Raw genomic sequence first — 22,773 nt, 5'->3', positions numbered from 1 at the left:
TGGACGTGCGTCCGCCGCAGGTATATAAGAAAAAGAAAGAAGCGGCGTCCGCGGGGGCGCCCTCGAAAACGCGAGGAAAATACTATGTCGGACCCATCGGAAAAGCCGGCTGAAGGCCAAGAGCGGCTCGAACATCTCGACGCCGCGGTCAGCCACGTCGACGAATTGATTTCATCGGGCAGCATCGCCAAAGGCGCGGCGAAAGGGCTGTTGTACAGCTTGATCGAAACGCTCGGGGCGCTCGTCGGCGACCCCGATCTTCCCGCGCATTCGCGCTCGGGCTATGAGGGATTGCTGGAGACGGCGCGCGAGTTGCGGGTGAAACTCGGCAAGTAAGGCGGCGCGGGGTGCGGAGGCGAGCATCGTCGCGGCGCCTCCGCTGGCTGGTGTCGCGACGGTCAGCACGATACCGATCATCGTCATTCGAATCATCTGTTCGATCACTTATTGAGTCACGGAGTCTCCGTGCATTCCGCTTATTCCCAGGATGGTTGCCGGAGGCGATCAGGGCGCCTGCTAGAATGCGGGGGCCGCAATGTAGTGGATCGCAGATGAAATTGCTTGATGCGTTAGTCGAACAGCGTATTGCCGCCGCGGCCGCGCGGGGCGAGTTCGACGGTTTGCCGGGCGCCGGCGCGCCGCAGGAACTGGATGACGACTTGCTCGTCCCGGAGGAAGTGCGCGTCGCGAACCGGATCTTGAAGAACGCGGGCTTCGTGCCGCCCGCGGTGGAACAGCTACGCTCGCTGCGCGATCTCCAGACCGCGCTGAACTCCGTCAGCGACCCGGCGACGCGCTGCGCGCTGAAGGCGAAGATGCTCGCACTCGACATGGCGCTCGAATCGCTGCGCGGCGCTCCGATGCTCGCGCCGCGCGAGTATTGCGAGCGTATCGCGCAACGCCTGTGCGAACGCGCGCGCGCCGAGGTCGGCGCGGTCGTGGAGCAGCCGTGAGCCCGAACGAGGGCGCACCCAATCCCACCGAGATATCCGAGCGCGACCGCCGCTTCATGGCGCTCGCGCAAGCCGCCGCCGAAAAGGCGCGCGCCGCGGGCGAGGTGCCGGTCGGCGCCGTGCTCGTGCGCGGTGACGAGGTGATTGCGACCGGCTTCAATCATCCGATCGGCGGGCACGATCCCTCGGCGCACGCCGAAATGGTCGCGCTGCGCGCGGCCGCCCAGGCGCTCGCGAACTACCGGTTGCCCGGCTGCGAACTCTACGTGACGCTCGAGCCTTGCCTGATGTGCGCCGGCGCGATCATGCACGCGCGTATCGCCCGCGTGGTGTTCGGCGCCTATGATCCGAAGACGGGCGCGTGCGGCAGCGTCGTCGACGCCTTTGCGAATCTTCAACTCAATCACCACACATCCGTGACGGGCGGCGTACTGGAGGACGAGTGCGGCCAGGCGCTCAAGTCGTTCTTCGCGGACCGGCGCCGCGCGATTCGGGCTGCACGCGTGGCAGAGGCAGAGGCCGCCCGCACACACGGCCCGACCGAGCCCGTCTAAACTCCTCGATATCGTTTCGTCTCGTCGGCACACGGCCATGACTGCTCACCGCACCATCGAACTGATCGCGCCTTCCGGGTATCCGCAGGACCTGGCCACTGTCGAGCGCGGGCTCGCCCGATTGCACGCGCAAGGGCATAAGGTCAAAGGTCTGGAGGCCACTCGGCGCCGGTATCAGCGCTTCGGCGGCACCGACGGCGAACGCGCGGCCGAGCTGAACCGCCTAGCCGACGCCGCCCAGCCGCTGCCGGACGTGGTGCTCGCCGTGCGCGGCGGCTACGGCGCAGTTCGCATCCTGCACGGGCTCGATTACGAAGGGCTGCAGCGGCGGCTGCGCGACCAGCCGGTCGTGCTGGTCGGACACAGCGATTTCACGGCGATCCAATTCGCGCTGCTCGCGCGCTCGGGGGTGACGACCTTTGGCGGCCCGATGTTCGCCACCAATTTCGGCGCGCCGGAGCTGAGCGCCTATACGATGCATCACTTCTGGAGCACGGTGACGAAGCCTTCCTTCACGCTCGTGGTCGACGTCCCGCAGACGCAATCGGTCGACGTGACCGGCACGCTCTGGGGCGGCAATCTGGCGACGATCGCGGCGCTGGTCGGCACGCCGTATATGCCGCCGGTGCAGGGCGGCATCCTGTTTCTCGAAGACGTGAACGAGCAGCCGTTCCGGATCGAGCGCCTCATCTATCAACTGCACCTGGCCGGCATCCTGGCGGACCAGCAGGCGCTCGTGCTGGGCGATTTCTCGGGCGGGCAGGCGTTCGACTACGACAACGGCTACGACCTGCAAGCGATGATCGAGCAGATCCGCTCGGTGATCGGCATTCCGGTGATCACCGGGCTGCCGTTCGGCCATATCGACAACATGGTGACGGTTCCGGTCGGCGCGAAGGCGCGTCTGGTCGCGAACCCGCACGGCTTCAGGCTGACGGCTTCCGACTACCCGCATCTGAGCTAGGCCGAAAGCAGGGCGGGTCGAAAAGGCGGGAAGTTTTCCCGCCTTTTTTATTACTCTCACCACGCAACTAACTGTCTGCCAATCCACCGTCCATGACACCGATCGAGCCCTATCAAATGGGCTAAATTGTTGACAAAATAACGAGCGGCGGCGGCGGTTTAGCTTTTAAGTACGCCTTTAGAGCACCTCAGCCTGCTTGGCACATCCCCTATAAGCCTGTCACACGGTGGATTGTCGAAAATCGTGATAAAAATTGTTGACAATTTTAATGTCCAAACTAGGATACAACCCATAGCGAGACGTACATGATGTCCGACACGAAACTTGCCGAGTCCGGTGGATTGAAACCCGAGGCGATCGCCGAGCGCATTCGCGCCGCGATCCTCGAGCACCGCCTTGCGCCCGGCGCGAAGCTGACCGAAGCGCAGTTATGCGAAGTCTTCGGTGTGAAGCGCGGGCCGATCCGCCAGGCGCTCGCCCAATTGGCGACCGATCACCTGGTCGACCTGGAGCCGAATCGCGGCGCCTTCGTGGCCAGCCCGTCGCTTCAGGAGGTGCACGAGGTGTTCGAGATGCGCCGGATCATCGAGCTGGCGGTGGTCGAGCGGGTTTGCGCGGGGCACGCCCACGGTGCGCGGCGCTTGAAGACGATCGGCGGCATGATCGGGCGCGAGCGCAAGGCGTTCGAAAGCCGCGATTTCCCGGCGTGGATCCGGCTTTCGGGCGAATTCCACACCGAGCTCGCCGCGCTGACCGGCAACACCGTGCTGTGCGATTGCTTGGACGGGTTGGTCGCGCGCTCGACACTGATTTCGGCGCTGTACGAGTCGCTAGGGCGCAGCCCGTGTTCGTTCGAGGACCATGAGGCGATCCTCGCGGCGATCGAGGCGGGCGATGCGAAGCAAGCTGCGGCGTTGATGTCGAGCCATCTGCAAAGCGTCGAATTGAAGATGCTCGACCGCCCGGCACAAGGCGCGGCCGATCTGCGAGAAGTCTTCGGAACGCTTGGGGGCTCGGAATCGAGCGGTAAATGAAGGACCTTGCGCGGGACCACCCCCGGTTCGGCGCTTTTTCAACGCTTCGGTGAGGCCCGCGGCCTGCGTCGAAGCGAAAAACACAAGTACGTAAGTACGGAGACAACCGCGGCGTTGACGATGCTGCCGTTAGTGGTCCTGATAGACGGCTACGGTATGGCGTCGGACGAATCGACTTTCGAATGTCAATCGATCGACACTCATCAAGGAGAGGTCATGGCTCAGTTCAGTGCAACCCAAGAGGGTCCCGCGATGCCGGCGTTCGGCGCGAGCGAGGCAGGCGACGCCCACGGCGGCGCGCATCTGCCGGCAGGCTACAGCGAGCGTCTCTACAACGAAGACCTCGCGCCGCTGCGGCATCAAAGCTGGGGCGCTTACAACATCTTCGCGTTCTGGATGTCGGATGTGCACAGCGTCGGCGGTTATGTGTTCGCGGGGAGTCTCTTCGCGCTGGGCCTGACGAGCTGGCAGGTGCTCGTGGCGCTGCTGGTCGGCATCGGCATCGTCAACGTGTTCTGCAACCTGATCGCGAAGCCGAGCCAGCTGAACGGCGTGCCGTATCCGGTCGCGTGCCGGGCGACGTTCGGCGTGCTCGGCGCGAACGTACCCGCCGTGATTCGCGGCCTGATCGCGGTGGCCTGGTACGGAATCCAAACGTATCTGGCCTCGAGCGCGCTCGTGATCGTCGTGCTCAAGTTCTTCCCGCAGCTGCTGCCCTATGCGGACTTGCACCACCACGGCTTCGCGGGCCTGTCGACGCTCGGCTGGGCCGGCTTCATGCTGCTGTGGGTGCTGCAGGCGTTCGTGTTCTGGAACGGGATGGAGACGATCAAGAAGTTCATCGACTTTGCCGGCCCCGCCGTCTATGTCGTGATGTTCATTCTGGCCGGCTACATGATCTGGCGCGCGGGCTGGCGCAACATCGGCCTGAACCTCGGCGGCGTGAAGTATCACGGTCTCGAAGTCGTGCCGGTGATGATCACGGCGATCTCGCTCGTCGTCTCGTACTTCTCGGGCCCGATGCTGAACTTCGGTGACTTCTCGCGCTACTGCAAGAGCTTCCGCAGCGTGAAGCGCGGCAACTTCTGGGGCCTGCCGGTGAACTTCCTCATGTTCTCGCTCGTGACCGTCGTCACGACGGCGGCGACGCTGCCTGTGTTCGGAGAACTGATTACCGATCCGGTTGAAACCGTCGGCCGTATCGACTATCCGACCGCGGTGATCCTCGGCGCGCTGACCTTCACGATCGCCACGATCGGCATCAACATTGTCGCGAATTTCGTGTCGCCCGCGTTCGACTTCTCCAACGTCGCGCCGCGTTTCATCAGCTGGCGTGCGGGCGGGATGCTGGCGGCGGTCGCGTCGATCTTCATCACGCCGTGGAACCTGTTCAACAACCCGGCCGTGATCCATTACACGCTCGACGTGCTCGGTTGCTTTATCGGGCCGCTCTACGGGGTGTTGATCGTCGACTTCTACTTGGTCAAGCGCCAGAAGGTCGTGCTCGACGATCTCTATTCGGTCTCGGAGAAGGGCGCGTACTGGTATCGCAACGGCGTCAACTATCGCGCGGTGTTGGCGCTCTTGCCTGCCGCGGTGATCGCCATGGCCTGCGTGTTGATCCCGGCATTGCAGGAGGCGGCGAACTACTCGTGGTTCGTCGGCGTGCTGGTCGGCGGTGTCGTCTATCGGCTCCTCGTGCGCGCGAAGTAATTCATAGTCAAGCAGAGAACGGACATGCGAATCAAACTGATCAATCCCAATACCACTCAACGGATGACCGAAGCGATGGGGCGCTGCGCCGCGAGCGTCGCGGCGAGCGGCACCGAAGTCGTGGCGGTCAGCCCGACGATGGGGCCGCCGTCGATCGAAGGCTATTACGACGAGGCGCTCGCCACGCCCGGCCTGTTGGCCGAAATCAGCGCGGGCGAACGCGAGGGCTTCGACGGCTACGTGATCGCGTGCTTCGGCGATCCGGGTCTGTACGCGGCGCGCGAGCTGGCGCACGGGCCCGTGATCGGTATCGCCGAGGCGGCGATGCACGCGGCGAGCGTGCTGGCGCCGGGCTTTTCGGTCGTGACGACGCTTGCCCGCACCTGCGGCATGGCCTGGCATCTTGCCGAGCGCTATGGGATGGAGCGGTTTTGCCGCAACGTTCGCGCAACCGACGTGGCCGTGCTCGACCTCGACCGTCCGGGCTCGTCCGCGCGCCGGATCATTACCGATGAATGCCGTCGCGCGCTCGACGAGGACGGCTCGGATGCGATCGTGCTCGGCTGCGCCGGCATGGCGGAGCTGTGCGCGGAAATCGAGGACGCCATCGGCGCGCCGGTCGTGGAGGGCGTGACGGCGGCGGTCAAGTGGGTCGAGGCGCTCGTCGCGCTGAAGCTCTTCACGGCGAAGCGCGGCGACTATGCCCGGCCGCTGCCGAAGCGCTACGACGGCGCGTTCGAGCGCTTCAGTCCGGTGCCTGCGATCGCTCGGCCGATGGCGGTCTCCGTCCGGGCCGCAGTGGTGGCAAAAGCTGGGGAAAACCCGGCCTCGGGCCCAGCGGATAAGGCCGTTGCTGCACCGCACATACACTCCGTCTGACCCGCACTATCCGTCCGGGTGTATGGGCGCACCCGGACCTTTTCGCTACACTGCCTCCATCCTGGTGCGCCTCGAAAGTGACTGGATTTCCGCACATTTTCGAGGCGCACAAGCCCGGTTTCACGGCCCTGGATTCCCGCGCGTCTCCCGTCCCGTGCGTATTCCCGCACTAAGCCCGCACTAAGGTTTTTCGAACCATGCCACTCGATCCCAACTATCCCCGCGACCTGATCGGCTATGGCCGTCATCCGGTGCAGGCCAATTGGCCCGGCCGCGCCCGCGTGGCCGTCCAATTCGTGCTCAATTACGAAGAGGGCGGCGAAAACTGCGTGCTGCACGGCGATCCGGCGTCCGAGCAATTCCTCTCCGAAATCGTCGGCGCCGCGGCTTATCCGGCGCGGCACATGAGTATGGAGTCGATCTACGAGTACGGTTCGCGCGCGGGTGTCTGGCGCATTCTGCGCGAGTTCGAAAAGCGCAAGCTGCCGCTGACGGTGTTCGGCGTCGGCATGGCCATGGAGCGTCATCCCGAGCTCTCCCGCGCGTTCGTCGAGCTGGGTCACGAGATCGCGTGCCACGGGCACCGCTGGATTCACTACCAGGACATGTCGCCGGAGCGTGAAGCGGAACTGATGCGCGTCGGCATGGAGGCGATCGAGCGCGTGAGCGGCGTGCGGCCGCTCGGCTGGTACACCGGGCGCGACAGCCCCAACACGCATCGCCTCGTCGCGGAATACGGCGGCTTCCTCTACGACTCCGACTACTACGGCGACGATCTGCCGTTCTGGATGGACGTCGAAGTGACGGGCGGCGAGAACAAGCCGCAACTGATCGTGCCGTACACGCTCGACACCAACGACATGCGCTTCGCTTCGCCGCAAGGCTTCAACACGGCGGACCACTTTTTCACGTACCTGCGCGACGCGTTCGACGTGCTCTACGAAGAGGGCGACGAAGCGCCGAAGATGCTGTCGATCGGCATGCACTGCCGGCTGCTCGGCCGTCCGGGCCGCTTCCGCGCGCTGCAGCGCTTCCTCGATCACATCGAAAAGCACGACCGCGTGTGGGTCACGCGGCGTGTCGACATCGCCAAGCATTGGCGCGAACATCATCCCTATCAATCCCAGACGAACGGCGGGGCCGCCGCATGAAAGCGATGCGATACACGTTGGAACAATTGAACACGATGTCGGCCGACGCCTTTACGGCGGCGCTCTCGGGCATCTTCGAGCACTCGCCGTGGGTGGCGGTCGAAGCGGCGGGCAAGCGCCCGTACGCGAGCATCGACGCGCTGCACAAGACCATGGCGGGCATCGTCGAAGCGGCGGGCGAAGACAAGCAGCTCGCGCTCATCAACGCTCACCCGGAACTGGCGGGCAAGGCTGCGGTGCGTGGCGAGCTGACTGAGGAGTCGACGCGCGAGCAGAGCGGCGCCGGCCTCTCGCAATGCACGCAGGAAGAGTTCGACAAGCTGCAGAGCCTGAACCGCGCGTACCGCGAGAAGTTCGGCTTTCCGTTCATTCTCGCGGTGCGCGGCTATGACCGTCACGGGATCATCGCCAACTTCGAATCGCGCGTGAACAACAGCCGCGCCGACGAAATGCGCGCGAGCCTGGACCAGATTTACCGCATTGCGCGTTTCCGGCTCGACGATCTGGCCGGGGCTTAAAGACGCTTCAGGACGATTAGCGACGCTTGGATTGCCGCGCGGACCTCGTCGCGCGGCGATCCCCGCGCCGGCTTCGCAGGACCCGCTCCACGCGGGTGTTTTCTCAAGCATAAACAGACTGGAAGGACGACAACAATGGCTCTCCCGACTCTCGACCCCAACGCTCCCGACTTCACTCGCCGCTATGTGAACCTGGCGGACCCGCGTCTCGGGGCGCAGGCGCTCGAAGCAAGCGACGATTTCTTCGCGCCGAAAGACCGCATGCTGAACCCCGAGCCGGCCGTGTTCATTCCCGGCAAGTACGACGATCACGGCAAGTGGATGGACGGCTGGGAAACGCGCCGCAAGCGCACGACCGGCTATGACTGGTGCATCGTGAAGCTCGCGCGTCCGGGCGTCATCAAGGGTCTCGACATCGACACGAGCCACTTCACCGGCAACTTCCCGCCGGCGGCTTCGGTCGAGGCGGCGCGTGTGGTGGACGGCGCACCGAACGCGTCGACGCAATGGGTCGAGATCGTTTCGTCGACGACGCTCCAAGGCAACAGCCACCACTACGTGGACGTGACCGACACGGGCGCCTACACGCATCTGCGCGTGAACATCTACCCGGACGGCGGCATCGCACGTCTGCGCGTCTACGGCCAGCCCCAAGTCGACTGGGCGGGTGCGAGCCGCAGCGAGCAGTTCGATCTGGCCGCGATGGAAAACGGCGCGTACGTCGTCGCCGCGAACAACCAGCACTTCGGCGTGGCGTCGAACATCCTGATGCCGGGCCGCGGCGTGAACATGGGCGACGGCTGGGAAACGCGGCGCCGCCGCGAGCCGGGCAACGACTGGGCGATCATCGCGCTCGCGCAACCGGGCACCATCAAGAAGATCGAAGTCGACACCGCGCACTTCAAGGGCAACTATCCGGACCGCTGCTCGATCCAGGCAGCTTACGTGCAGGGCGGCACCGACAGCTCGCTCATCACGCAGGCGATGTTCTGGCCGGTGCTGCTTGGGGAACAGAAGCTGCAGATGGACAAGCAGCACTACTTCGAAGGCGAAGTCGCGGCGCTCGGCCCGGTCACGCACGTGCGCCTGAACATCATCCCGGACGGCGGCGTTTCGCGCCTGCGTCTGTGGGGCACGTTGGACTGACTGAGGTGTTTATGAAATCGCTCGCAATCGAACCGCTCACGCGCGAGGCGTTCGCGCCCTTCGGCGACGTCGTCGAACTCGAAGGCGCGAAGCAGATTCCGATCAATCTCGGCACGACGATCCGCTATCACGATCTCGCGAAAGTGGATGTCACCGACGAGGGCGGCCGCACGCTCGTGAACCTGTTTCGCGGGCAGCCGCGCACGCTGCCGTTCGAAATCAAGATGCTCGAGCGCCATCCGCTTGGCAGCCAAGCCTTTGTGCCGCTGAACGACAAGCCGTATCTCGTCGTCGTCGCGCCTGCGGGCGAACTCGATCCGGCCAAGATCCGCGCGTTCGTGACGAGCGGCTGGCAGGGCGTGAACTACGCGAAGGGTGTCTGGCACCATCCGCTGATCGCGCTTGGCGACGTGAGCGATTTCATCGTCGTCGATCGCGGTGGCGAGGGGCTCAACCTGAACGAGCAGGATTTGGCCGAGTCGCTTTGGCTGACCGAAGATGCGCTGAGTGCGGTGACGGCTTGAAGCTCGTTAGCGGGCGGATAGCTCGCGTGTGAAGCATGAAGAGGCAGACGGCTTGCCTTCTAAAGCAGTTTGATTGACGCCCGCGACATACTGCGGGCGTTTTTTATTGCGTCGCCGGTTCTGTATCGTCCTGGCATCGAGCGGACACGCAGTGCGGCGCATTTGCGCGATGAGCTTCACCGTCACGTCGTTGGCGACGACCGGCCGGCCGCTCATCGGGAGTCGTTCGAAAGGAGTAGACCCGGCGGCATGAGTGCGCTGCGAGGCGAGCAAGACGCGACGCGCACGGAGCGCAATGGCGCACGCCAAACGAAAAGGCCCGCTATGAAAGCGGGCCTTGCAGACAGAACATCAGCAACAGCGGAGGGAATGCCGCTCCCTCCGCACATCACATCGCGCTTACTTCGCGCCCTCCTGGAACCACGCGGCGATCTTCATGCGCTCATCGTCGGTCATGTGCGTGACGTTGCCGAGCGGCATCGCCTTCAGCGTCACGGCTTGCTGATAGATGCGCTGCGCATTCTTCGAAATCTCGTCAGGCGTATCGAGCAGCACGCCGGCCGGAGCTGCGCCCATCAGCGTCGGGTGTGCCGAGTGGCAGGCCACGCAGCGCTGTTGCAGCACGGGCTGGATGTCGGCGACCTTGACGGTCGGCGCGTTCGCGGCCTGCGCTTCGGGCGCGATCGGGCGCGGCATCATCCAGACGAGCGCAGCGGCCATCAGCACGACGCCGCCCGCCGGCAGGTACCAGAGCACCTGGCCGCGGTGACGCATCACGAAGAACTGACGGATCATCGCGCCGGCTGCCATGATGATCGCGAGGATCGCCCAGTTGAACGGATGCGTGTACGTCATCGCGTAGTGGTTCGACAGCATCGCGAACACCACGGGCAGCGTGAAATAGGTGTTGTGCACCGAGCGCTGCTTGCCGCGTTTGCCGTAGATCGGGTTCGGCTCTTCGCCCTTCAGCATCTTGTCGACCATCTTGCGCTGGCCGGGGATGATCACGAAGAACACGTTCGCCGACATGATCGTCGCCATCATCGCGCCGACGATCAGGTAAGCCGCGCGGCCCGCGAAGATATGGCACGCGAGCCAGATGGCGATCAGGACATAGGTGGCGACGCAGATGCCGAGGATCTTGTCCTTGCCGACCAGCAGGCGGCACAGCGAGTCGTAGACGATCCAGCCGCCCATCAGGAAGCCGAGCGCCGAGAAGATCGCGACGACCGGGCCCATGTCGAGCACGTTCTTGTCGATGAGGTAGGTTTCCGGCGAGAAGAGGTACAGCACGGTGAAGAGGGCGAAGCCCGACATCCACGTCGTGTACGAAGGCCACTTCGACCAGTGCAGGTCTTCCGGCATCTCGGGCGGCGCGACCGTGTACTTCTGCATGTTGTAGAAACCGCCGCCATGGACGTGCCACAGCTCGCCGAACACGCCGCGCTTGCGCAGGTTCGCATCGGTCGGCGGTTTGAGACTGTTGTCGAGCGCGACGAAGTAGAACGATTCGCCGATCCACGCGATCGCGGCGACGACGTGCAGCCAGCGAAGGACGAGATTCAGCCCGTCAGTGATAAAGCCTTCCATTTAATGCCTCCAAACTCCTGATTTGTTATCTGCGCTCAAGTTCAGCTGCCGCGGTACGTGCTGTACGCCCACGGGGAAACGAGGAGCGGCACGTGATAGTGGGCGTTGGCGTCGGCGATGCCGAAGCGCAGCACGACGCGGTCGACAAAGCGCGGTTCGGGCACGTTCACGCCCGCAGCGGCAAAGTAGGCGCCGGCGTGGAATACGAGTTCGTATTCGCCGGGGACGAGCGCAGCGCCTTCGAGCAGGGGCGCGTCGCAACGGCCGTCGTCGTTGGTGGTGGTGGTTTTGAGCGCACGGCGCGCGTCGCCGTCAAGCGCAAAGAGTTCGACCTTGATGCCCGCGCCGGGGCGGCCATGCGAGGTGTCGAGCACGTGGGTAGTCAGCTTGCCCATTCGCAATTTTCCTTGTGATGAATGCGAGGTTTCGGCGGCGTCTCGATCCAATGACGATGTGCGGCGGATCGAGGCTCCACGTCAGCTGTGGCTACATACCCGTCGGCGAATTGAAGCGAGCGCCGTGGGGGCCATTGTAGGAATTTGCGGCAGCCTGTGCGTGACCGATAAGAAAGATAATAGGCCGCGCATGACAGGGTGTCGAAAGCCTTGGTGGGCAAGGCGCCCGAGCGCTTCGGAGGCATGGTAAACCCGCCGGTTGCCGGTTTTTTCCGATCCTATCCACACCAAAATTCGATGAATATATTGGGGATGTGAAGGCGGGTATCGCACCGGCGCGCATTGTCATCGCTATTTTGGCTTCGGATCGTAGCGACATGCGCAGCAGGGCAGCGCATCCCGAAGACGGCGCAGCACGCTGGGTAACCGGGCCAGTGCGTTCGAACGAGACGAACGCGTGGGCACCGGCGGCGTGCTCTCGCCAATCGCGTTCGGACGGCTTTGCTTACCGCCTAGACAGGCACCTTTGAAGCGGAGACACGAATGACGATGGAGCAGCAAACCGGCGCGACAGCCGTTGAGAACGGCGGCGCTTCCGGACAGACGCGCGGAACGAACCGTGGCAAGACGATGCTCGTCAAGCACGCCGACGTGCTCGTGACGATGGATGGCGCGCGCCGCGAATTGCGCGACGCGGGTCTGTATATCGAGGACAACCGGATCGTCGCGGTCGGCCCCACGGCCGAGCTGCCGCAGACGGCCGACGAAGTGCTGGATTTGCGCGGGCATCTGGTGATTCCCGGGCTCGTCAACACGCACCACCACATGTACCAAAGCCTGACGCGCGCGATCCCCGCCGCGCAGGACGCCGAGCTCTTCGGCTGGCTGACCAACCTGTACCGGGTCTGGGCGAACCTGACGCCCGAGATGATCGAAGTCTCGACGCTCACGGCGATGGCCGAGCTGATGCTCTCGGGCTGCACGACGTCGAGCGATCATCTGTACATCTACCCGAACGGCAGCCGGCTCGACGACAGCATCGCGGCGGCACGACGCATCGGCATGCGCTTTCACGCGAGCCGCGGCAGCATGAGCGTCGGACAGAAGGATGGCGGCTTGCCGCCCGATTCGGTCGTGGAGCGCGAGGCCGACATTTTGAAGGACACGCAGCGCCTGATCGAGACGTATCACGACGAAGGGCGCTACGCGATGCTGCGCGTCGTGGTGGCGCCGTGCTCGCCGTTTTCGGTGAGCCGCGATCTGATGCGCGATTCGGCCGTGCTCGCGCGGCAGTACGGCGTGTCGCTGCATACGCACCTGGCCGAGAACGTCAACGATATCGCCTACAGCCGTGAGATGTTCGGCATGACGCCCGCCGAATATGCCGAGGATCTGGGCTGGGTCGGGCACGACGTCTGGCACGCACACTGCGTGCAGCTCGACGAGCCCGGCATCGCGCTCTTCGCGCGCACCGGCACGGGCGTCGCGCATTGCCCGTGCTCGAACATGCGGCTCGCGTCGGGCATCGCGCCGATTCGCAAGATGCGTTTGGCGGGGGTGCCGGTGGGGCTGGGCGTCGACGGCTCGGCGTCCAACGACGGCGCGCAGATGGTCGCGGAAGTGCGGCAGGCGCTGCTGTTGCAGCGTGTCGGCTTCGGCCCCGATGCGATGACGGCGCGCGAGGCGCTCGAAATCGCGACGCTCGGCGGCGCCAAGGTGCTCAATCGCGATGACGTCGGCGCGCTCGCGCCGGGCATGGCGGCCGATTTCGTCGCGTTCGACCTGCGCCAGGCGCTCTTTGCGGGCGCGTTGCACGATCCGGTCGCGGCGCTCGTGTTCTGTGCGCCGTCGCAGGTGGCGTACAGCGTGATCGGCGGGAAGGTGGTGGTGCGGGAAGGGCAGCTCGCGACGGTCGAATTGGGGCCGGTCATCGAGCGGCACAACCGCTTGGCGAAGGACTTGTTCGAAGCGGCGCGTTAAGGACAGTTCGGACGCATCGGACGCTTCGACGCCGGCGGCCCATGGAAGCCGCCGGCGTCGAACGCGAGCGGCCGGCCGCGGCTCGCGTCAGGGGCGATCGATCAGCGTCTTGGTCGCATCGGCGACGAGACTGCGCAGCCACCGCACTTCGTCGGAGTAGTGGCAGCGCTCGTGCCACAGCTGGTAGTACTGCATCGGCGGAAAATCGAGCGGCGCCGGGACCACCGTCAACGGAAGGAACTTCGCGTAATGGTCGGCAAAGAGGCGGGTGGTCGTGAAGATCAGATCGGATTTGACGAGCACGTACGGTGCCAAATTGAAATACGGCAGCGTCACGACCACATGGCGCTTGAGCCGCTCGCGCGCGAGATGCACGTCGATCGCGCCGCGCTGGCCGACCGAGTAGGGCGTCGGCGCGAGGTGCGGGGCGTTCAGGTATTGGTCGAGCGTGAGGCTGCCGCGCTTCGCGAACGGATGCGTGTTGCTCATGAGGCACACGATCTGGTCGACGAACAGGTTCGACAAATGCAGTTGCTCGGGCGGCTCGGGCCAGTTGCCGACGACGATGTCGAGCTTGCCGTCCTCGAGCGCGAGCTCGTAGTCGAACGCGGGCCCGAGCGAATGGAATTCGAGCGTCGCATTCGGCGCGGCTTGGCGGAAACGTTCGACGACCGTCGGCACGAACAGCACGTTGAGGTAGTCGGGGCAGCCGATCCGATAGCAGCGGATCGACGTTGCCGGATCGAAGTTGTGTTGCTGGAACTTGATGCGCTCGATTTCGCGCAGCGCGTTCTGCACGGGCTCGAGCAGACGCAGGCCGTATTCGGTCGGCACCATGCCGGACTTGCCGCGCACGAGGAGCGGATCGCCGGTGATGTCGCGCAGACGCCGCAGCGCCGCGCTGATTGCGGGTTGCGACTGATTGAGCTTGACAGCCGCGCGCGTCACGCTGCGTTCCATCAAAAGGGTGTGCAAGACGCGCAATAAATAAGTGTCGATCGCCTCGCGTTGCTGACTCATGATTTCTCCGGTTTATATGTATTGGCTGATCGAACTGGGGCAGGGGTATATCGCTTTTAATATGCGCATAAAGTTGCGTCAAGAGTGGGATACCCCCAAAGCACGGCGTGGCGGGGCTTTGCGCCGTGTCCCCGGCGAATTTTGATGGCTCGACGCTATGGCCCGATTTGGGTATCGTCACCCGGCGATTGGGGCAGATGACCACGCATCACGGAGCGCGGCGGGATATTCGAGTCGATATTGGCTATTTCTTACTAATGCATTTCATTTCAGATTCAAAAGTATTTCGCTTCGACGTAGCAACGTTGAATTCATCAAGTTGGTTTTGAGGCTAAACGACTGAATCACATGGGCGACTCTTCCACTTTCGACGGCCATTCGATAGGCGCAGGCGGCACGTTCGCGGCGCCGCGCCTCGCGCTCGCGGGCATCAGCAAGCAATACCCGGCCGTGCGCGCCAACGACAACGTGAACCTCGTCGTCGCGCCGGGCGAGATCCACGCCGTGCTCGGCGAGAACGGCGCGGGCAAGAGTACGCTGATGAAGATCATCTATGGCGCGGTGCGGCCCGATGCCGGCGAGATCCGCTGGGAAGGGCGGGCCGTCGACATCGCGAATCCGGCCGCCGCGCGCAAGCTCGGCATCGGCATGGTGTTCCAGCACTTCTCGCTGTTCGAGACGCTGACCGTCGGCGAGAACATCGCGCTCGCGCTCGACGAGAAGTTCGACATGAAGGCGCTTGGCAAGCGCATCAAGGAGGTGTCGGCGGAGTACGGGCTCGATATCGATCCGCAGCGCCACGTGCATAGCCTGACGGTCGGCGAGCGGCAGCGCGTCGAGATCGTGCGCTGCCTGCTGCAGAACCCGCGCCTCCTGATCATGGACGAGCCCACTTCGGTGCTCACGCCGCAAGCCGTGAGGACGCTCTTCGAAACGCTCAGGCGGCTCGCGGCCGAAGGCTGCAGCATTCTCTATATCAGCCACAAGCTCGACGAGATTCAGGAGCTGTGCGACACGGCCACCGTGATGCGCGGCGGCCGCGTGACCGGCAATGTGAAGCCGCGCAACGAGACGCATGCGTCGCTCGCGCAGTTGATGGTCGGGCACTCGCTGCCCGACTACACGCGCCGTCCGCACCAGCCGGGCGATGTGCTGCTGAGCGTGAAGCAGTTGTCGGTCGCAAGTGACGATCCGTTCGGCACCTCGCTCGACAACGTCTCGTTCGATGTCCACGCGGGCGAGATCTTCGGGATCGCGGGCGTGTCGGGCAACGGGCAGGCGGAATTGCTCGCGGCGCTTTCGGGCGAGCAACACGGCGGGGCGAAGGCCGATGCGGTGACGATCTGCGGCAAGCCCGCCGGCAAGCTCGGCGCGGGCGGCCGGCGCAAGCTCGGCTTCGCGTTCGTGCCGGAAGAGCGCCTGGGGCGCGGCGCGGTGCCCGCGATGTCGCTGGCCGAGAACGCGTTGCTCACCGGACACCGCCAGCAGATGGTGCGCTCCGGATGGATCAGCGCGAAGGCGATGCGCGGCTTTGCCGAGCGCTGCATTCAGGCATTCGACGTGCGCTGCGGCGGCCCGGATGCGCTCGCGCAGTCGCTCTCGGGCGGCAACTTGCAGAAGTTCATCGTCGGGCGCGAGATGCTGCAGGCGCCGAAGGTGCTCGTTGTCGCGCAGCCGACCTGGGGTGTCGACGTGGGTGCGTCGGCGTTCATTCGGCAGCAACTGCTCGACTTGTCGGCGCGCGGCGTCGCGGTGCTCGTGATTTCCGAAGAGCTCGACGAGCTGTTCGATATCTGCGACCGCATTGCCGTGCTCGCGCGCGGCCGCCTGTCGCCGTCGCGCAAGACCGGCGAGACGAACGCCGAGGAAATCGGGCTCTGGATGGCAGGTCTGTTCGACGGCAAGGGCGGGGCCATGCCGCCGCCGGCGGAAGAGCCGGCGCATGTGTAGCGTTTGTCGCTACACATCACGCAGATGCGCGGCGGCAAATGCCGACGCGCCACCACAGAGATCACGACACGCTACCTAGACCGAACCATGCACTTCCCCTATCAACTCGAAGCGCGCACCACGCCGTCCCGCAAAATGCAGCTCGCGGTGCCGCTGATCGCCGCGCTCCTCACGCTGGTGATCGGCTTTCTGATCTTCGGCCTCGTCGGCAAAGACCCGGCCGCTGCGATGCGTGCGTTCTTCGTCGATCCGCTGTCGAACGTGAACGGCTGGTCCGAACTGCTGCTCAAGGCGTCGCCGCTGTGCCTGATCGGGCTGGGCCTCGCGATCGGCTACCGCGCGAACGTCTGGAACATCGGCGCCGAAGGGCAGATGCTGCTCGGCGGCATCGCGGCGAGCGGCGTCGCCATTTACTTCGATCAATCGACGGGCTGGTGGATTCTCGCGCTGATGATGCTGGCGGGCATTGTCGGCGGCATGGTGTGGGCGGCGATTCCCGCCTTCCTCAAAAGCCGCTTCAACACGAGCGAAATCCTGACGAGCCTGATGCTCACCTACGTCGCGACGCAGCTCCTGATCTACCTCGTGAGCGGCCCGTGGCGCGATCCGCAAGGGATGAACTTTCCGCTCTCCGAAATGTTTTCGGGCGATGCGCTCTACCCGACGTTCGGCGGCGACTGGCATTGGCATGTCTTGCGCGGCACGCGTCTGAACGCGTCGATCTTCCTTACGTTGATTGCGATCCCGCTCGTGTGGATCTTCATTCGGAAGAGCTTCGCCGGCTACCGGATGAACGTGGGCGGTCTCGCGCCGCTCGCCGCGCGCTACGCGGGCTTCTCGGACAAGAAGACGATCTGGACGTCGCTGCTCATCAGCGGCGGCTTCGCGGGTCTCGCGGGAATGGGCGAGATCGCGGGCCCCATCGGCCAGTTGCAGGCGACGTGGTCGCCGGGCTACGGCTTCACGGCGATCATCGTCGTGTTTGTCGGGCGGCTGCATCCGGTCGGCATCGTGCTTGCGAGCCTTTTGATGGCGCTCCTGTATCTCGGCGGCGAATCGGTGCAGACCTCGCTGCAATTGCCGCAAGCATTGAGCGGCGTGTTCCAGGGCCTCTTGCTGTTTTGCCTGCTCGGCGCGGACCTGTTCGTCAACTACCGGGTGCGCCGCAGAACGACGGCTGCAGCCCACTGACGCAACGCGCGCAATTCAAAGCCAGCGCCTGCAGCCAGCGCCGTTCACAGCCACCGATACGATCCAGAAAGAACCCGATTTCCAACATGGACATTCAACAAGCCAGCACGCTCGCCTCGACCGCCGTCATCGCCGCGATTCCGTTGATGCTCGCCGGTGTCGGCGAGCTCGTCACCGAGAAATCGGGTGTGCTCAACCTCGGCGTCGAAGGGATGATGCTGATGGGCGCCGTCAGCGGCTATGCGGTCACCGCCATCACGGGCAGCCCGTGGCTCGGCGTCGTCGCGGCCATCGCGGCGGGCGTCGCGATGGCGCTCCTGTTCGCCTTTCTCACGCTCACGATGCTCGCCAATCAAGTGGCCACGGGCCTGTCGCTGACGATCTTCGGCATTGGCTTGTCGGCCTACGTCGGCAAGCCTTATACGTCGGCGGCGGTGCGCGCGACGATCGATGTCTGGCCGATTCCGGGGCTTTCGCAGATTCCCGTGCTCGGGCCCGCGTTCTTCAGCCTGACGCCGCTCGGCTATCTCGCGTTCGCGATGTTCGGCGTGGTGGGCTGGTTCCTCTATCGCACGCGTGCCGGGCTCGTCTTGCGCAGCGTCGGCGAGTCGCCGCAGGTCGCGCATTCGGTCGGCTTTCCCGTGATCGGCGTGCGCTACGGCGCGGTGCTGTTCGGCGGCGGCATGGCGGGTCTCGCGGGCGGCTATTACTCGATCGTCTACCTGCATCTGTGGCAGGAGCAGTTGACGGCGGGCTACGGCTGGATCGCGCTCGCGCTGGTCGTGTTCTCGACGTGGCGGCCCGGGCGCCTCTTGATCGGCTCGCTCCTGTTCGGCGCGGTGATGGGCCTGCAGTTCTACGCGCAAGCGATCGGCGTGCCGGTGCCGACGCAGTTTCTCGCGATGCTGCCGTACCTCGCGACCGTCGTCGTGCTCGCCGTGATTTCGCGCAATCCGAACACGATCAAGCTGAATGCGCCAGCGTCGCTCGGCAAGCCGTTCTTTGCGACGAGCTGAGCGCGAGACGCGGCTTGCATCGCTGAGTTTCCCAACCCTTTCGTACTTCATTTCGCACTTCATTTCGCACATCAATCACACGACTGGAGAATCCCAATGAGAAGAAAAGTGCTGACCACGTTCGCCGCGGCCGCGGTGCTCGCCTTCGGCGGCGCACTCGCGCAAGGCGCGCAAGCCGCCGACGCGCCGGGCGTTGCGTTCGTCTATCTCGGCAACCCTGGCGACGCGGGCTGGACCTTCGCGCACGATGCCGGCTCGAAGGAAGCCGAGGCGAAGTTCGGCAACAAGATCAAGATCACGCGCGTCGAGAACGTGCCGGAATCGGCCGACTCCGAGCGTGTGTTCCGCGATCTCGCGAGCAAGGGCAACAAGATCATCATCGGCTCGAGCTTCGGCTATCAGGACTTCGAGCTGAAGGTCGCGAAGGATTTCCCCGACACCGTGTTCCTGCACGCGACCGGCTACAAGAAGGCGGCGAATTTCGGCACCTACGACGTGCGCATGTATCAGGGCGCCTACCTCGCGGGCGTCGCGGCCGGCTACGTGACGAAGACCAACACGCTCGGCTTCGTCGCATCGGTGCCGATCCCCGAGGTCGTGCGCAACATCAACGCGTACACGCTCGGCGCGCGCTCGGTGAATCCGAAGGTTCATACGAAGGTCATCTGGATCAACAGCTGGTTCGATCCGGGCAAGGAAAAGCAGGCCGCCGAGACGCTGATCGGCCAGGGCGCCGACGTGCTCCTGCAGAACACCGATTCGAGCGCCACGCTCGCGACCGCGTCCGAGAAGCACGTGCACGCGTTCGGCTGGGATTCGGACATGAAGAAATTCGGGCCTGACGCACACCTCGGCTCGGTGGTCGCGCATTGGGGCGTCTATTACGACGCCGCGATCCAGCAGGTGCTCGACGGCAAGTGGACGAATGCGCCGGTGTGGTGGGGGATTCCGCAGAAGGCCGTCAATCTCGAGGATCTGAACACGGCGGCGATCCCGGCGAATGCGCAGCAGGCGGTGGCCGCGAAGCGCGATGAGCTGGCAAGCGGCAAGTGGGACGTGTTCACGGGCCCGATCAAGGATCAGACGGGCGCCGTGAAGGTGCCTGCCGGCAAGACGCTCGCCGATCCGGAATTGCAGCGGCTCAACTGGTATGTCGAAGGTGTCGATGGCGCGCTGCCGAAATAAGCGCGCTTAGTGACCCACGCGGCGCTGCTCGGAAGGGCGCCGCGCGGTTTTGCCATTGCCGAAGGCAACGGCTCATCGAAGGGCTGCGTCTTGAACGACGCGGCCCTTTTTATTGCTCGTCAGTCATCGCGCGCGCTATCTCACGTATCGCTCGGTGTGCTCTACGCGCGCGCGTCGCCGCTAATCGTCGATGCGCAGGCCGACTTTGATCGTCACCTGCCAGCGAACGACTGCGTCGTTCTCGATCTGCCCACGGGTCTCCGTCACCTGAAACCAATGCAGGTTGCGCAGCGTCTTCGACGCCTTTGCGATCGCGCAACGAATCGCGTCGTCGCTCGATTGCGTCGACGAGCCGGTGAGTTCGATCTGCTTGTAGACGTGGTCGCTCATGGTTGCCTCCTCCGTGTACTGGTCATTTTAGAATGCCCCTTGAAGGGCTGCGGACTTTGTTCGTCGGCCCGCAGATCGGTAACAATGCGTACCGTTTCGAATGGGTTTCTTTCTGGAAAAATTGGCATGGATAGCTACATCGTTCCGGTCGAGCTGAAAAAAGCGCACCGGCTGATCAATCACGGCCCGACCGTGCTCGTGTCCGCTCGCCATGACGGCGTGGACAACGTGATGGCGGCGGCATGGGCTTGCGCGCTGGATTTCTCGCCGCCCAAGCTGACGGTCGTCCTCGACAAGACGGCGAAGACGCGCGAGCTCGTCGAGAAAAGCGGCACGTTTGTGATCCAGGTGCCGACGGCGGCGCAACTGCAGCTGACGCACGAGGTGGGCACCTCGAGTCTTGCCGATGAACCCGGCAAGCTCGCGCGCGCCGGCGTGGAGCTGTTCGGCATCGAGGGCCATGACTTGCCGTTCGTCGCCGGATGCTCGGCGTGGCTCGCGTGCACACTCATTCCCGAACCTCACAACCAGCAGACGTATGACCTGTTTATCGGCGAGGTCGTCGGGGCGTGGTCCGATACGCGCGTGTTCGCGTCGGGTCATTGGAACTTCGAGAGCGCCGATCCCGCGTGGCGCAGTCTTCACTACGTCGCGGGCGGCCACTTCTACGCTATCGGCAATCCGCTGACGGTTCGCGGCAGCGAGCCGGTGGAATGAGCGATGCGGTAGTCCGTCAAACGAGGGGCGTTTGACGGCGAGCGGTGCGATCTGCACCGGTCGAAGCCGCTGACGAAGTCGATACGAAGTCGAGGAGTGGGAATGGACATTGGATTTTGCGGCCCCGGGCTCATGGGCGCGCCGATGATTCGGCACTTGTTGCGCGCGGGCCATACCGTGTGGGTCTGGAACCGGACGCGCGCGAAAGCCGAGCCGTTGGCCGCCGACGGCGCGCACATCGTCGATACGCCGCGCGAATTGGTGTCGCGCGTGGACGCGGTGTTCCTGTGCGTGACGGACGCGCATGCGGTCGAGGAAGTCGTGTTCGGCCTCGGCGGCGTGATCGGCGAGGACACAGCGGACGCCGGCGCGAGCCGCTTGCGCTGGATCGTCGATCATTCGAGCATTCCCCCGTCGGCCACGCGCGCCTATGCCGAGCGCGCGGCCGCGATGGGCGTGGGCTGGATCGACGCGCCGGTATCGGGCGGCGTGCCGGGCGCCGAAGCGGGCACGCTCGCGGTGATGGCGGGCGGCAGCCCGGACGATGTCGCCGCGGTTACACCGGCCATTCGCGCTTACGCCGCACGCGTCACGCACATGGGCGCGGCCGGCGCCGGGCAGACGACCAAGCTCTGCAACCAGGCGATCGTCTCCGCGACGATTGCGGCGATCGCCGAAGCGGTGAATCTCGCACAGCTTTCGGGCATCGACGCTGCGCGTCTCGCCGAGGCGCTCGCAGGCGGATGGGCGGATTCGACGCTATTGCAGACGTTCGTGCCGCGCATGACAAGCGCGGGCTTCGCGCCGATCGGCGCGCTGAGGACGTATCAGAAGGATGTCGACACGGTGGCCGACGCCGCGCGCGAGGTCGGCGCGGCGATGCCGGTGTCGGGGGCGGTGCAGCAGGTGTTGCGTCTCGCGGGGGCGATGGGTCTCTCGGACGCGGACTTCGCCGCGTTCATCGACGTGGTGCGGCCAAGGCGCTGAGCCGGCCGGGAAAGCGGTCTAGCGAAGCGAGATCACACCTAAAAAAAGCACGAACTGCGCGAACGCATCACCGCAGCGAACTACCGGAACGAGCGCGGCGCCGCGTCTCCCGCATCCTGGCGCCGCGTGCCGCGCCGCACGGCGCCCGCACCGAACTCGGGCAGAATCCGCGCCCGCGCGCGGCTCGCGAACACGAGAAAACCGAATCCGTTGGCCTCGTACCAGTACCCGCCGTTTTCGAGTCCGTCGAGCGGCTGCTCGAGCGCATTCGCGATCGATTCGATGCAGCGCCGGTGCAATTCCTCGATGGCCGGATAGGGCGGCTGCGTGCCGCGCACGCTACAGAGCAGCACGTCGAGACCCGGCAGCACGTGGGCATACAGAACCGGTTCGTCCTGGGCTCGCGCACGCGCGATCTTCGTATCGAGCTGGCCGAACGGCTTGAAATGACGCAGCACAGCGAGGAACGATTCCTCGTTGTCCACTCGCGCGCGCCTACGCTTTTTCGGGAAGGACATAAAAATTCGCCTGAAAAAGGATTGCAAGAAACACAGCGTCCTCATGCGACCACTCCCGGCTTCGCGCGCCGCACGTCGATCTTTTATAGCATACGAGGATGGCGGATTCACGGTGATTCGACGCCTCGCCCGTGCTCTCCGGACGCTCGCACGCTGCCTGCCGAATCGCCGCGGTTCGCGCACCCTGCTGTATTCGGCGTGTTTCTCAATAATAGGCCCGAGATTCGTCCGCGTGCGCTTTCAGGACATAAAAAAGCCATCTTTCTGTGCGGCGTCGCTTCTATTGGCTCCGTTGTAATATCTCAAAACTGCATCGATAATGGGCCGGTCCGGGCTCACGCGCGCCTGGTGCAGCGCCTCGCCCGGCGCTCGATCAGCGCCTCGCGGCTTCTTGGCTC

23 protein-coding genes are annotated in these 22,773 nt (G+C 64.6%); 18 read left to right on the top strand and 5 right to left on the bottom strand.

Translation table 11 applies throughout. The features are described from left to right. The first annotated feature begins 84 nt into the window (after positions 1 to 84). The 11 genes from FAZ95_RS11595 (at position 85) to FAZ95_RS11545 (ending at position 9,436) form a co-directional block, all read left to right on the top strand. On the top strand, positions 85 to 336 hold the full coding sequence (locus FAZ95_RS11595; protein ID WP_137332584.1) for a hypothetical protein: 252 nt from the start codon (positions 85 to 87) through the stop codon (positions 334 to 336). A gap of 215 nt (positions 337 to 551) precedes the next feature. Further along, positions 552 to 953, top strand: a complete 402-nt coding sequence (locus FAZ95_RS11590; RefSeq protein ID WP_137332583.1) for a DnaJ family domain-containing protein — start codon at positions 552 to 554, stop codon at positions 951 to 953. Then, a complete protein-coding gene (gene tadA / locus FAZ95_RS11585) occupies positions 950 to 1,507 on the top strand; it encodes a tRNA adenosine(34) deaminase TadA (protein WP_137332582.1) in 558 nt (185 codons plus the stop codon). Before FAZ95_RS11590 ends, tadA begins: the two co-directional genes overlap by 4 nt. A 37-nt stretch (positions 1,508 to 1,544) precedes the next feature. Next, positions 1,545 to 2,471, top strand: a complete 927-nt coding sequence (ldcA, locus tag FAZ95_RS11580) for a muramoyltetrapeptide carboxypeptidase (protein WP_137332581.1) — start codon at positions 1,545 to 1,547, stop codon at positions 2,469 to 2,471. A gap of 308 nt (positions 2,472 to 2,779) precedes the next feature. Next, positions 2,780 to 3,505 (top strand): GntR family transcriptional regulator, encoded by a 726-nt coding sequence (locus tag FAZ95_RS11575; protein WP_137334518.1) that lies wholly within the window; start codon positions 2,780 to 2,782, stop codon positions 3,503 to 3,505. Between the two features lie 216 nt (positions 3,506 to 3,721). Next, positions 3,722 to 5,218: an NCS1 family nucleobase:cation symporter-1 gene (locus tag FAZ95_RS11570; RefSeq protein WP_137332580.1), complete on the top strand. Its 1,497-nt coding sequence runs from the start codon at positions 3,722 to 3,724 to the stop codon at positions 5,216 to 5,218. A gap of 24 nt (positions 5,219 to 5,242) precedes the next feature. After that, a complete protein-coding gene (locus FAZ95_RS11565; RefSeq protein WP_254699674.1) occupies positions 5,243 to 6,097 on the top strand; it encodes an aspartate/glutamate racemase family protein in 855 nt (284 codons plus the stop codon). 197 nt (positions 6,098 to 6,294) lie between these two features. Next, the gene (gene puuE, locus FAZ95_RS11560; RefSeq protein ID WP_137332579.1) at positions 6,295 to 7,248 is read left to right on the top strand and encodes an allantoinase PuuE; all 954 of its coding nucleotides are present in this window, start codon (positions 6,295 to 6,297) and stop codon (positions 7,246 to 7,248) included. Next, entirely contained in the window at positions 7,245 to 7,766 is a 522-nt protein-coding gene (uraD, locus tag FAZ95_RS11555; protein ID WP_137332578.1) for a 2-oxo-4-hydroxy-4-carboxy-5-ureidoimidazoline decarboxylase, read from the top strand. Before puuE ends, uraD begins: the two co-directional genes overlap by 4 nt. Before the next feature lie 135 nt (positions 7,767 to 7,901). Further along, positions 7,902 to 8,912: an allantoicase gene (gene alc / locus FAZ95_RS11550; RefSeq protein ID WP_137332577.1), complete on the top strand. Its 1,011-nt coding sequence runs from the start codon at positions 7,902 to 7,904 to the stop codon at positions 8,910 to 8,912. An 11-nt stretch (positions 8,913 to 8,923) separates the two neighbouring features. After that, on the top strand, positions 8,924 to 9,436 hold the full coding sequence (locus FAZ95_RS11545) for an ureidoglycolate lyase (protein ID WP_137332576.1): 513 nt from the start codon (positions 8,924 to 8,926) through the stop codon (positions 9,434 to 9,436). A gap of 399 nt (positions 9,437 to 9,835) precedes the next feature. On the opposite strand, the gene FAZ95_RS11535 is transcribed toward FAZ95_RS11545, so the two are convergent. Continuing rightward, positions 9,836 to 11,026 (bottom strand): urate hydroxylase PuuD, encoded by a 1,191-nt coding sequence (locus FAZ95_RS11535; protein WP_137332574.1) that lies wholly within the window; start codon positions 11,024 to 11,026, stop codon positions 9,836 to 9,838. A gap of 41 nt (positions 11,027 to 11,067) precedes the next feature. Continuing rightward, a complete protein-coding gene (gene uraH / locus FAZ95_RS11530) occupies positions 11,068 to 11,421 on the bottom strand; it encodes a hydroxyisourate hydrolase (protein WP_137332573.1) in 354 nt (117 codons plus the stop codon). Between the two features lie 543 nt (positions 11,422 to 11,964). Here uraH and FAZ95_RS11525 point away from each other — a divergent pair. Next, complete coding sequence (locus FAZ95_RS11525) at positions 11,965 to 13,401, top strand: 8-oxoguanine deaminase (RefSeq protein ID WP_137332572.1); 1,437 nt, start codon at positions 11,965 to 11,967, stop codon at positions 13,399 to 13,401. 87 nt (positions 13,402 to 13,488) lie between these two features. Here the strand turns inward: FAZ95_RS11525 and FAZ95_RS11520 are convergent, their stop codons facing one another. Continuing rightward, positions 13,489 to 14,421, bottom strand: coding sequence for a LysR substrate-binding domain-containing protein (locus tag FAZ95_RS11520; RefSeq protein WP_137332571.1), 933 nt, complete (start codon positions 14,419 to 14,421; stop codon positions 13,489 to 13,491). A gap of 348 nt (positions 14,422 to 14,769) precedes the next feature. Here FAZ95_RS11520 and FAZ95_RS11515 point away from each other — a divergent pair, with 348 nt between their 5' ends. The 4 genes from FAZ95_RS11515 (at position 14,770) to FAZ95_RS11500 (ending at position 19,763) form a co-directional block, all read left to right on the top strand. Next, positions 14,770 to 16,371 (top strand): ABC transporter ATP-binding protein, encoded by a 1,602-nt coding sequence (locus FAZ95_RS11515; protein WP_137332570.1) that lies wholly within the window; start codon positions 14,770 to 14,772, stop codon positions 16,369 to 16,371. A gap of 87 nt (positions 16,372 to 16,458) precedes the next feature. After that, entirely contained in the window at positions 16,459 to 17,562 is a 1,104-nt protein-coding gene (locus FAZ95_RS11510; RefSeq protein ID WP_137332569.1) for an ABC transporter permease, read from the top strand. Positions 17,563 to 17,648: 86 nt separating this feature from the next. Continuing rightward, a complete protein-coding gene (locus FAZ95_RS11505; protein WP_137332568.1) occupies positions 17,649 to 18,578 on the top strand; it encodes an ABC transporter permease in 930 nt (309 codons plus the stop codon). 96 nt (positions 18,579 to 18,674) lie between these two features. Beyond that, positions 18,675 to 19,763: a BMP family ABC transporter substrate-binding protein gene (locus tag FAZ95_RS11500; RefSeq protein WP_137332567.1), complete on the top strand. Its 1,089-nt coding sequence runs from the start codon at positions 18,675 to 18,677 to the stop codon at positions 19,761 to 19,763. 180 nt (positions 19,764 to 19,943) lie between these two features. On the opposite strand, the gene FAZ95_RS11495 is transcribed toward FAZ95_RS11500, so the two are convergent. Next, positions 19,944 to 20,153: a dodecin gene (locus FAZ95_RS11495; protein ID WP_137332566.1), complete on the bottom strand. Its 210-nt coding sequence runs from the start codon at positions 20,151 to 20,153 to the stop codon at positions 19,944 to 19,946. A 126-nt stretch (positions 20,154 to 20,279) separates the two neighbouring features. Here FAZ95_RS11495 and FAZ95_RS11490 point away from each other — a divergent pair, with 126 nt between their 5' ends. Further along, on the top strand, positions 20,280 to 20,870 hold the full coding sequence (locus FAZ95_RS11490; protein ID WP_137332565.1) for a flavin reductase family protein: 591 nt from the start codon (positions 20,280 to 20,282) through the stop codon (positions 20,868 to 20,870). Between the two features lie 102 nt (positions 20,871 to 20,972). Beyond that, positions 20,973 to 21,857, top strand: coding sequence for an NAD(P)-dependent oxidoreductase (locus FAZ95_RS11485; protein ID WP_137332564.1), 885 nt, complete (start codon positions 20,973 to 20,975; stop codon positions 21,855 to 21,857). Positions 21,858 to 21,937: 80 nt separating this feature from the next. Here the strand turns inward: FAZ95_RS11485 and FAZ95_RS11480 are convergent, their stop codons facing one another. Beyond that, the gene (locus FAZ95_RS11480; protein WP_137332563.1) at positions 21,938 to 22,420 is read right to left on the bottom strand and encodes a hypothetical protein; all 483 of its coding nucleotides are present in this window, start codon (positions 22,418 to 22,420) and stop codon (positions 21,938 to 21,940) included. Positions 22,421 to 22,773: the final 353 nt, after the last annotated feature.

Source organism: Trinickia violacea (genome assembly GCF_005280735.1).
In the GTDB taxonomy this organism is placed as follows: Bacteria; Pseudomonadota; Gammaproteobacteria; order Burkholderiales; family Burkholderiaceae; genus Trinickia_A; species Trinickia_A violacea.
This window is presented reverse-complemented; position numbering and strand designations above follow the sequence as displayed.

Coding starts and splice junctions, on each gene's coding strand:
- FAZ95_RS11575 (WP_137334518.1), top strand. CDS start 2,780: ATGTCCGACACGAAACTTGCCGAGTCCGGTGGATTGAAACCCGAGGCG.
- ldcA (WP_137332581.1), top strand. CDS start 1,545: ATGACTGCTCACCGCACCATCGAACTGATCGCGCCTTCCGGGTATCCG.
- FAZ95_RS11480 (WP_137332563.1), bottom strand. CDS start 22,420: ATGAGGACGCTGTGTTTCTTGCAATCCTTTTTCAGGCGAATTTTTATG.
- FAZ95_RS11500 (WP_137332567.1), top strand. CDS start 18,675: ATGAGAAGAAAAGTGCTGACCACGTTCGCCGCGGCCGCGGTGCTCGCC.
- FAZ95_RS11535 (WP_137332574.1), bottom strand. CDS start 11,026: ATGGAAGGCTTTATCACTGACGGGCTGAATCTCGTCCTTCGCTGGCTG.
- FAZ95_RS11570 (WP_137332580.1), top strand. CDS start 3,722: ATGGCTCAGTTCAGTGCAACCCAAGAGGGTCCCGCGATGCCGGCGTTC.
- FAZ95_RS11515 (WP_137332570.1), top strand. CDS start 14,770: ATGGGCGACTCTTCCACTTTCGACGGCCATTCGATAGGCGCAGGCGGC.
- FAZ95_RS11520 (WP_137332571.1), bottom strand. CDS start 14,421: ATGAGTCAGCAACGCGAGGCGATCGACACTTATTTATTGCGCGTCTTG.
- FAZ95_RS11525 (WP_137332572.1), top strand. CDS start 11,965: ATGACGATGGAGCAGCAAACCGGCGCGACAGCCGTTGAGAACGGCGGC.
- FAZ95_RS11595 (WP_137332584.1), top strand. CDS start 85: ATGTCGGACCCATCGGAAAAGCCGGCTGAAGGCCAAGAGCGGCTCGAA.
- FAZ95_RS11510 (WP_137332569.1), top strand. CDS start 16,459: ATGCACTTCCCCTATCAACTCGAAGCGCGCACCACGCCGTCCCGCAAA.
- alc (WP_137332577.1), top strand. CDS start 7,902: ATGGCTCTCCCGACTCTCGACCCCAACGCTCCCGACTTCACTCGCCGC.
- FAZ95_RS11485 (WP_137332564.1), top strand. CDS start 20,973: ATGGACATTGGATTTTGCGGCCCCGGGCTCATGGGCGCGCCGATGATT.
- uraH (WP_137332573.1), bottom strand. CDS start 11,421: ATGGGCAAGCTGACTACCCACGTGCTCGACACCTCGCATGGCCGCCCC.
- FAZ95_RS11565 (WP_254699674.1), top strand. CDS start 5,243: ATGCGAATCAAACTGATCAATCCCAATACCACTCAACGGATGACCGAA.
- FAZ95_RS11545 (WP_137332576.1), top strand. CDS start 8,924: ATGAAATCGCTCGCAATCGAACCGCTCACGCGCGAGGCGTTCGCGCCC.
- FAZ95_RS11590 (WP_137332583.1), top strand. CDS start 552: ATGAAATTGCTTGATGCGTTAGTCGAACAGCGTATTGCCGCCGCGGCC.
- FAZ95_RS11490 (WP_137332565.1), top strand. CDS start 20,280: ATGGATAGCTACATCGTTCCGGTCGAGCTGAAAAAAGCGCACCGGCTG.
- puuE (WP_137332579.1), top strand. CDS start 6,295: ATGCCACTCGATCCCAACTATCCCCGCGACCTGATCGGCTATGGCCGT.
- FAZ95_RS11505 (WP_137332568.1), top strand. CDS start 17,649: ATGGACATTCAACAAGCCAGCACGCTCGCCTCGACCGCCGTCATCGCC.
- uraD (WP_137332578.1), top strand. CDS start 7,245: ATGAAAGCGATGCGATACACGTTGGAACAATTGAACACGATGTCGGCC.
- FAZ95_RS11495 (WP_137332566.1), bottom strand. CDS start 20,153: ATGAGCGACCACGTCTACAAGCAGATCGAACTCACCGGCTCGTCGACG.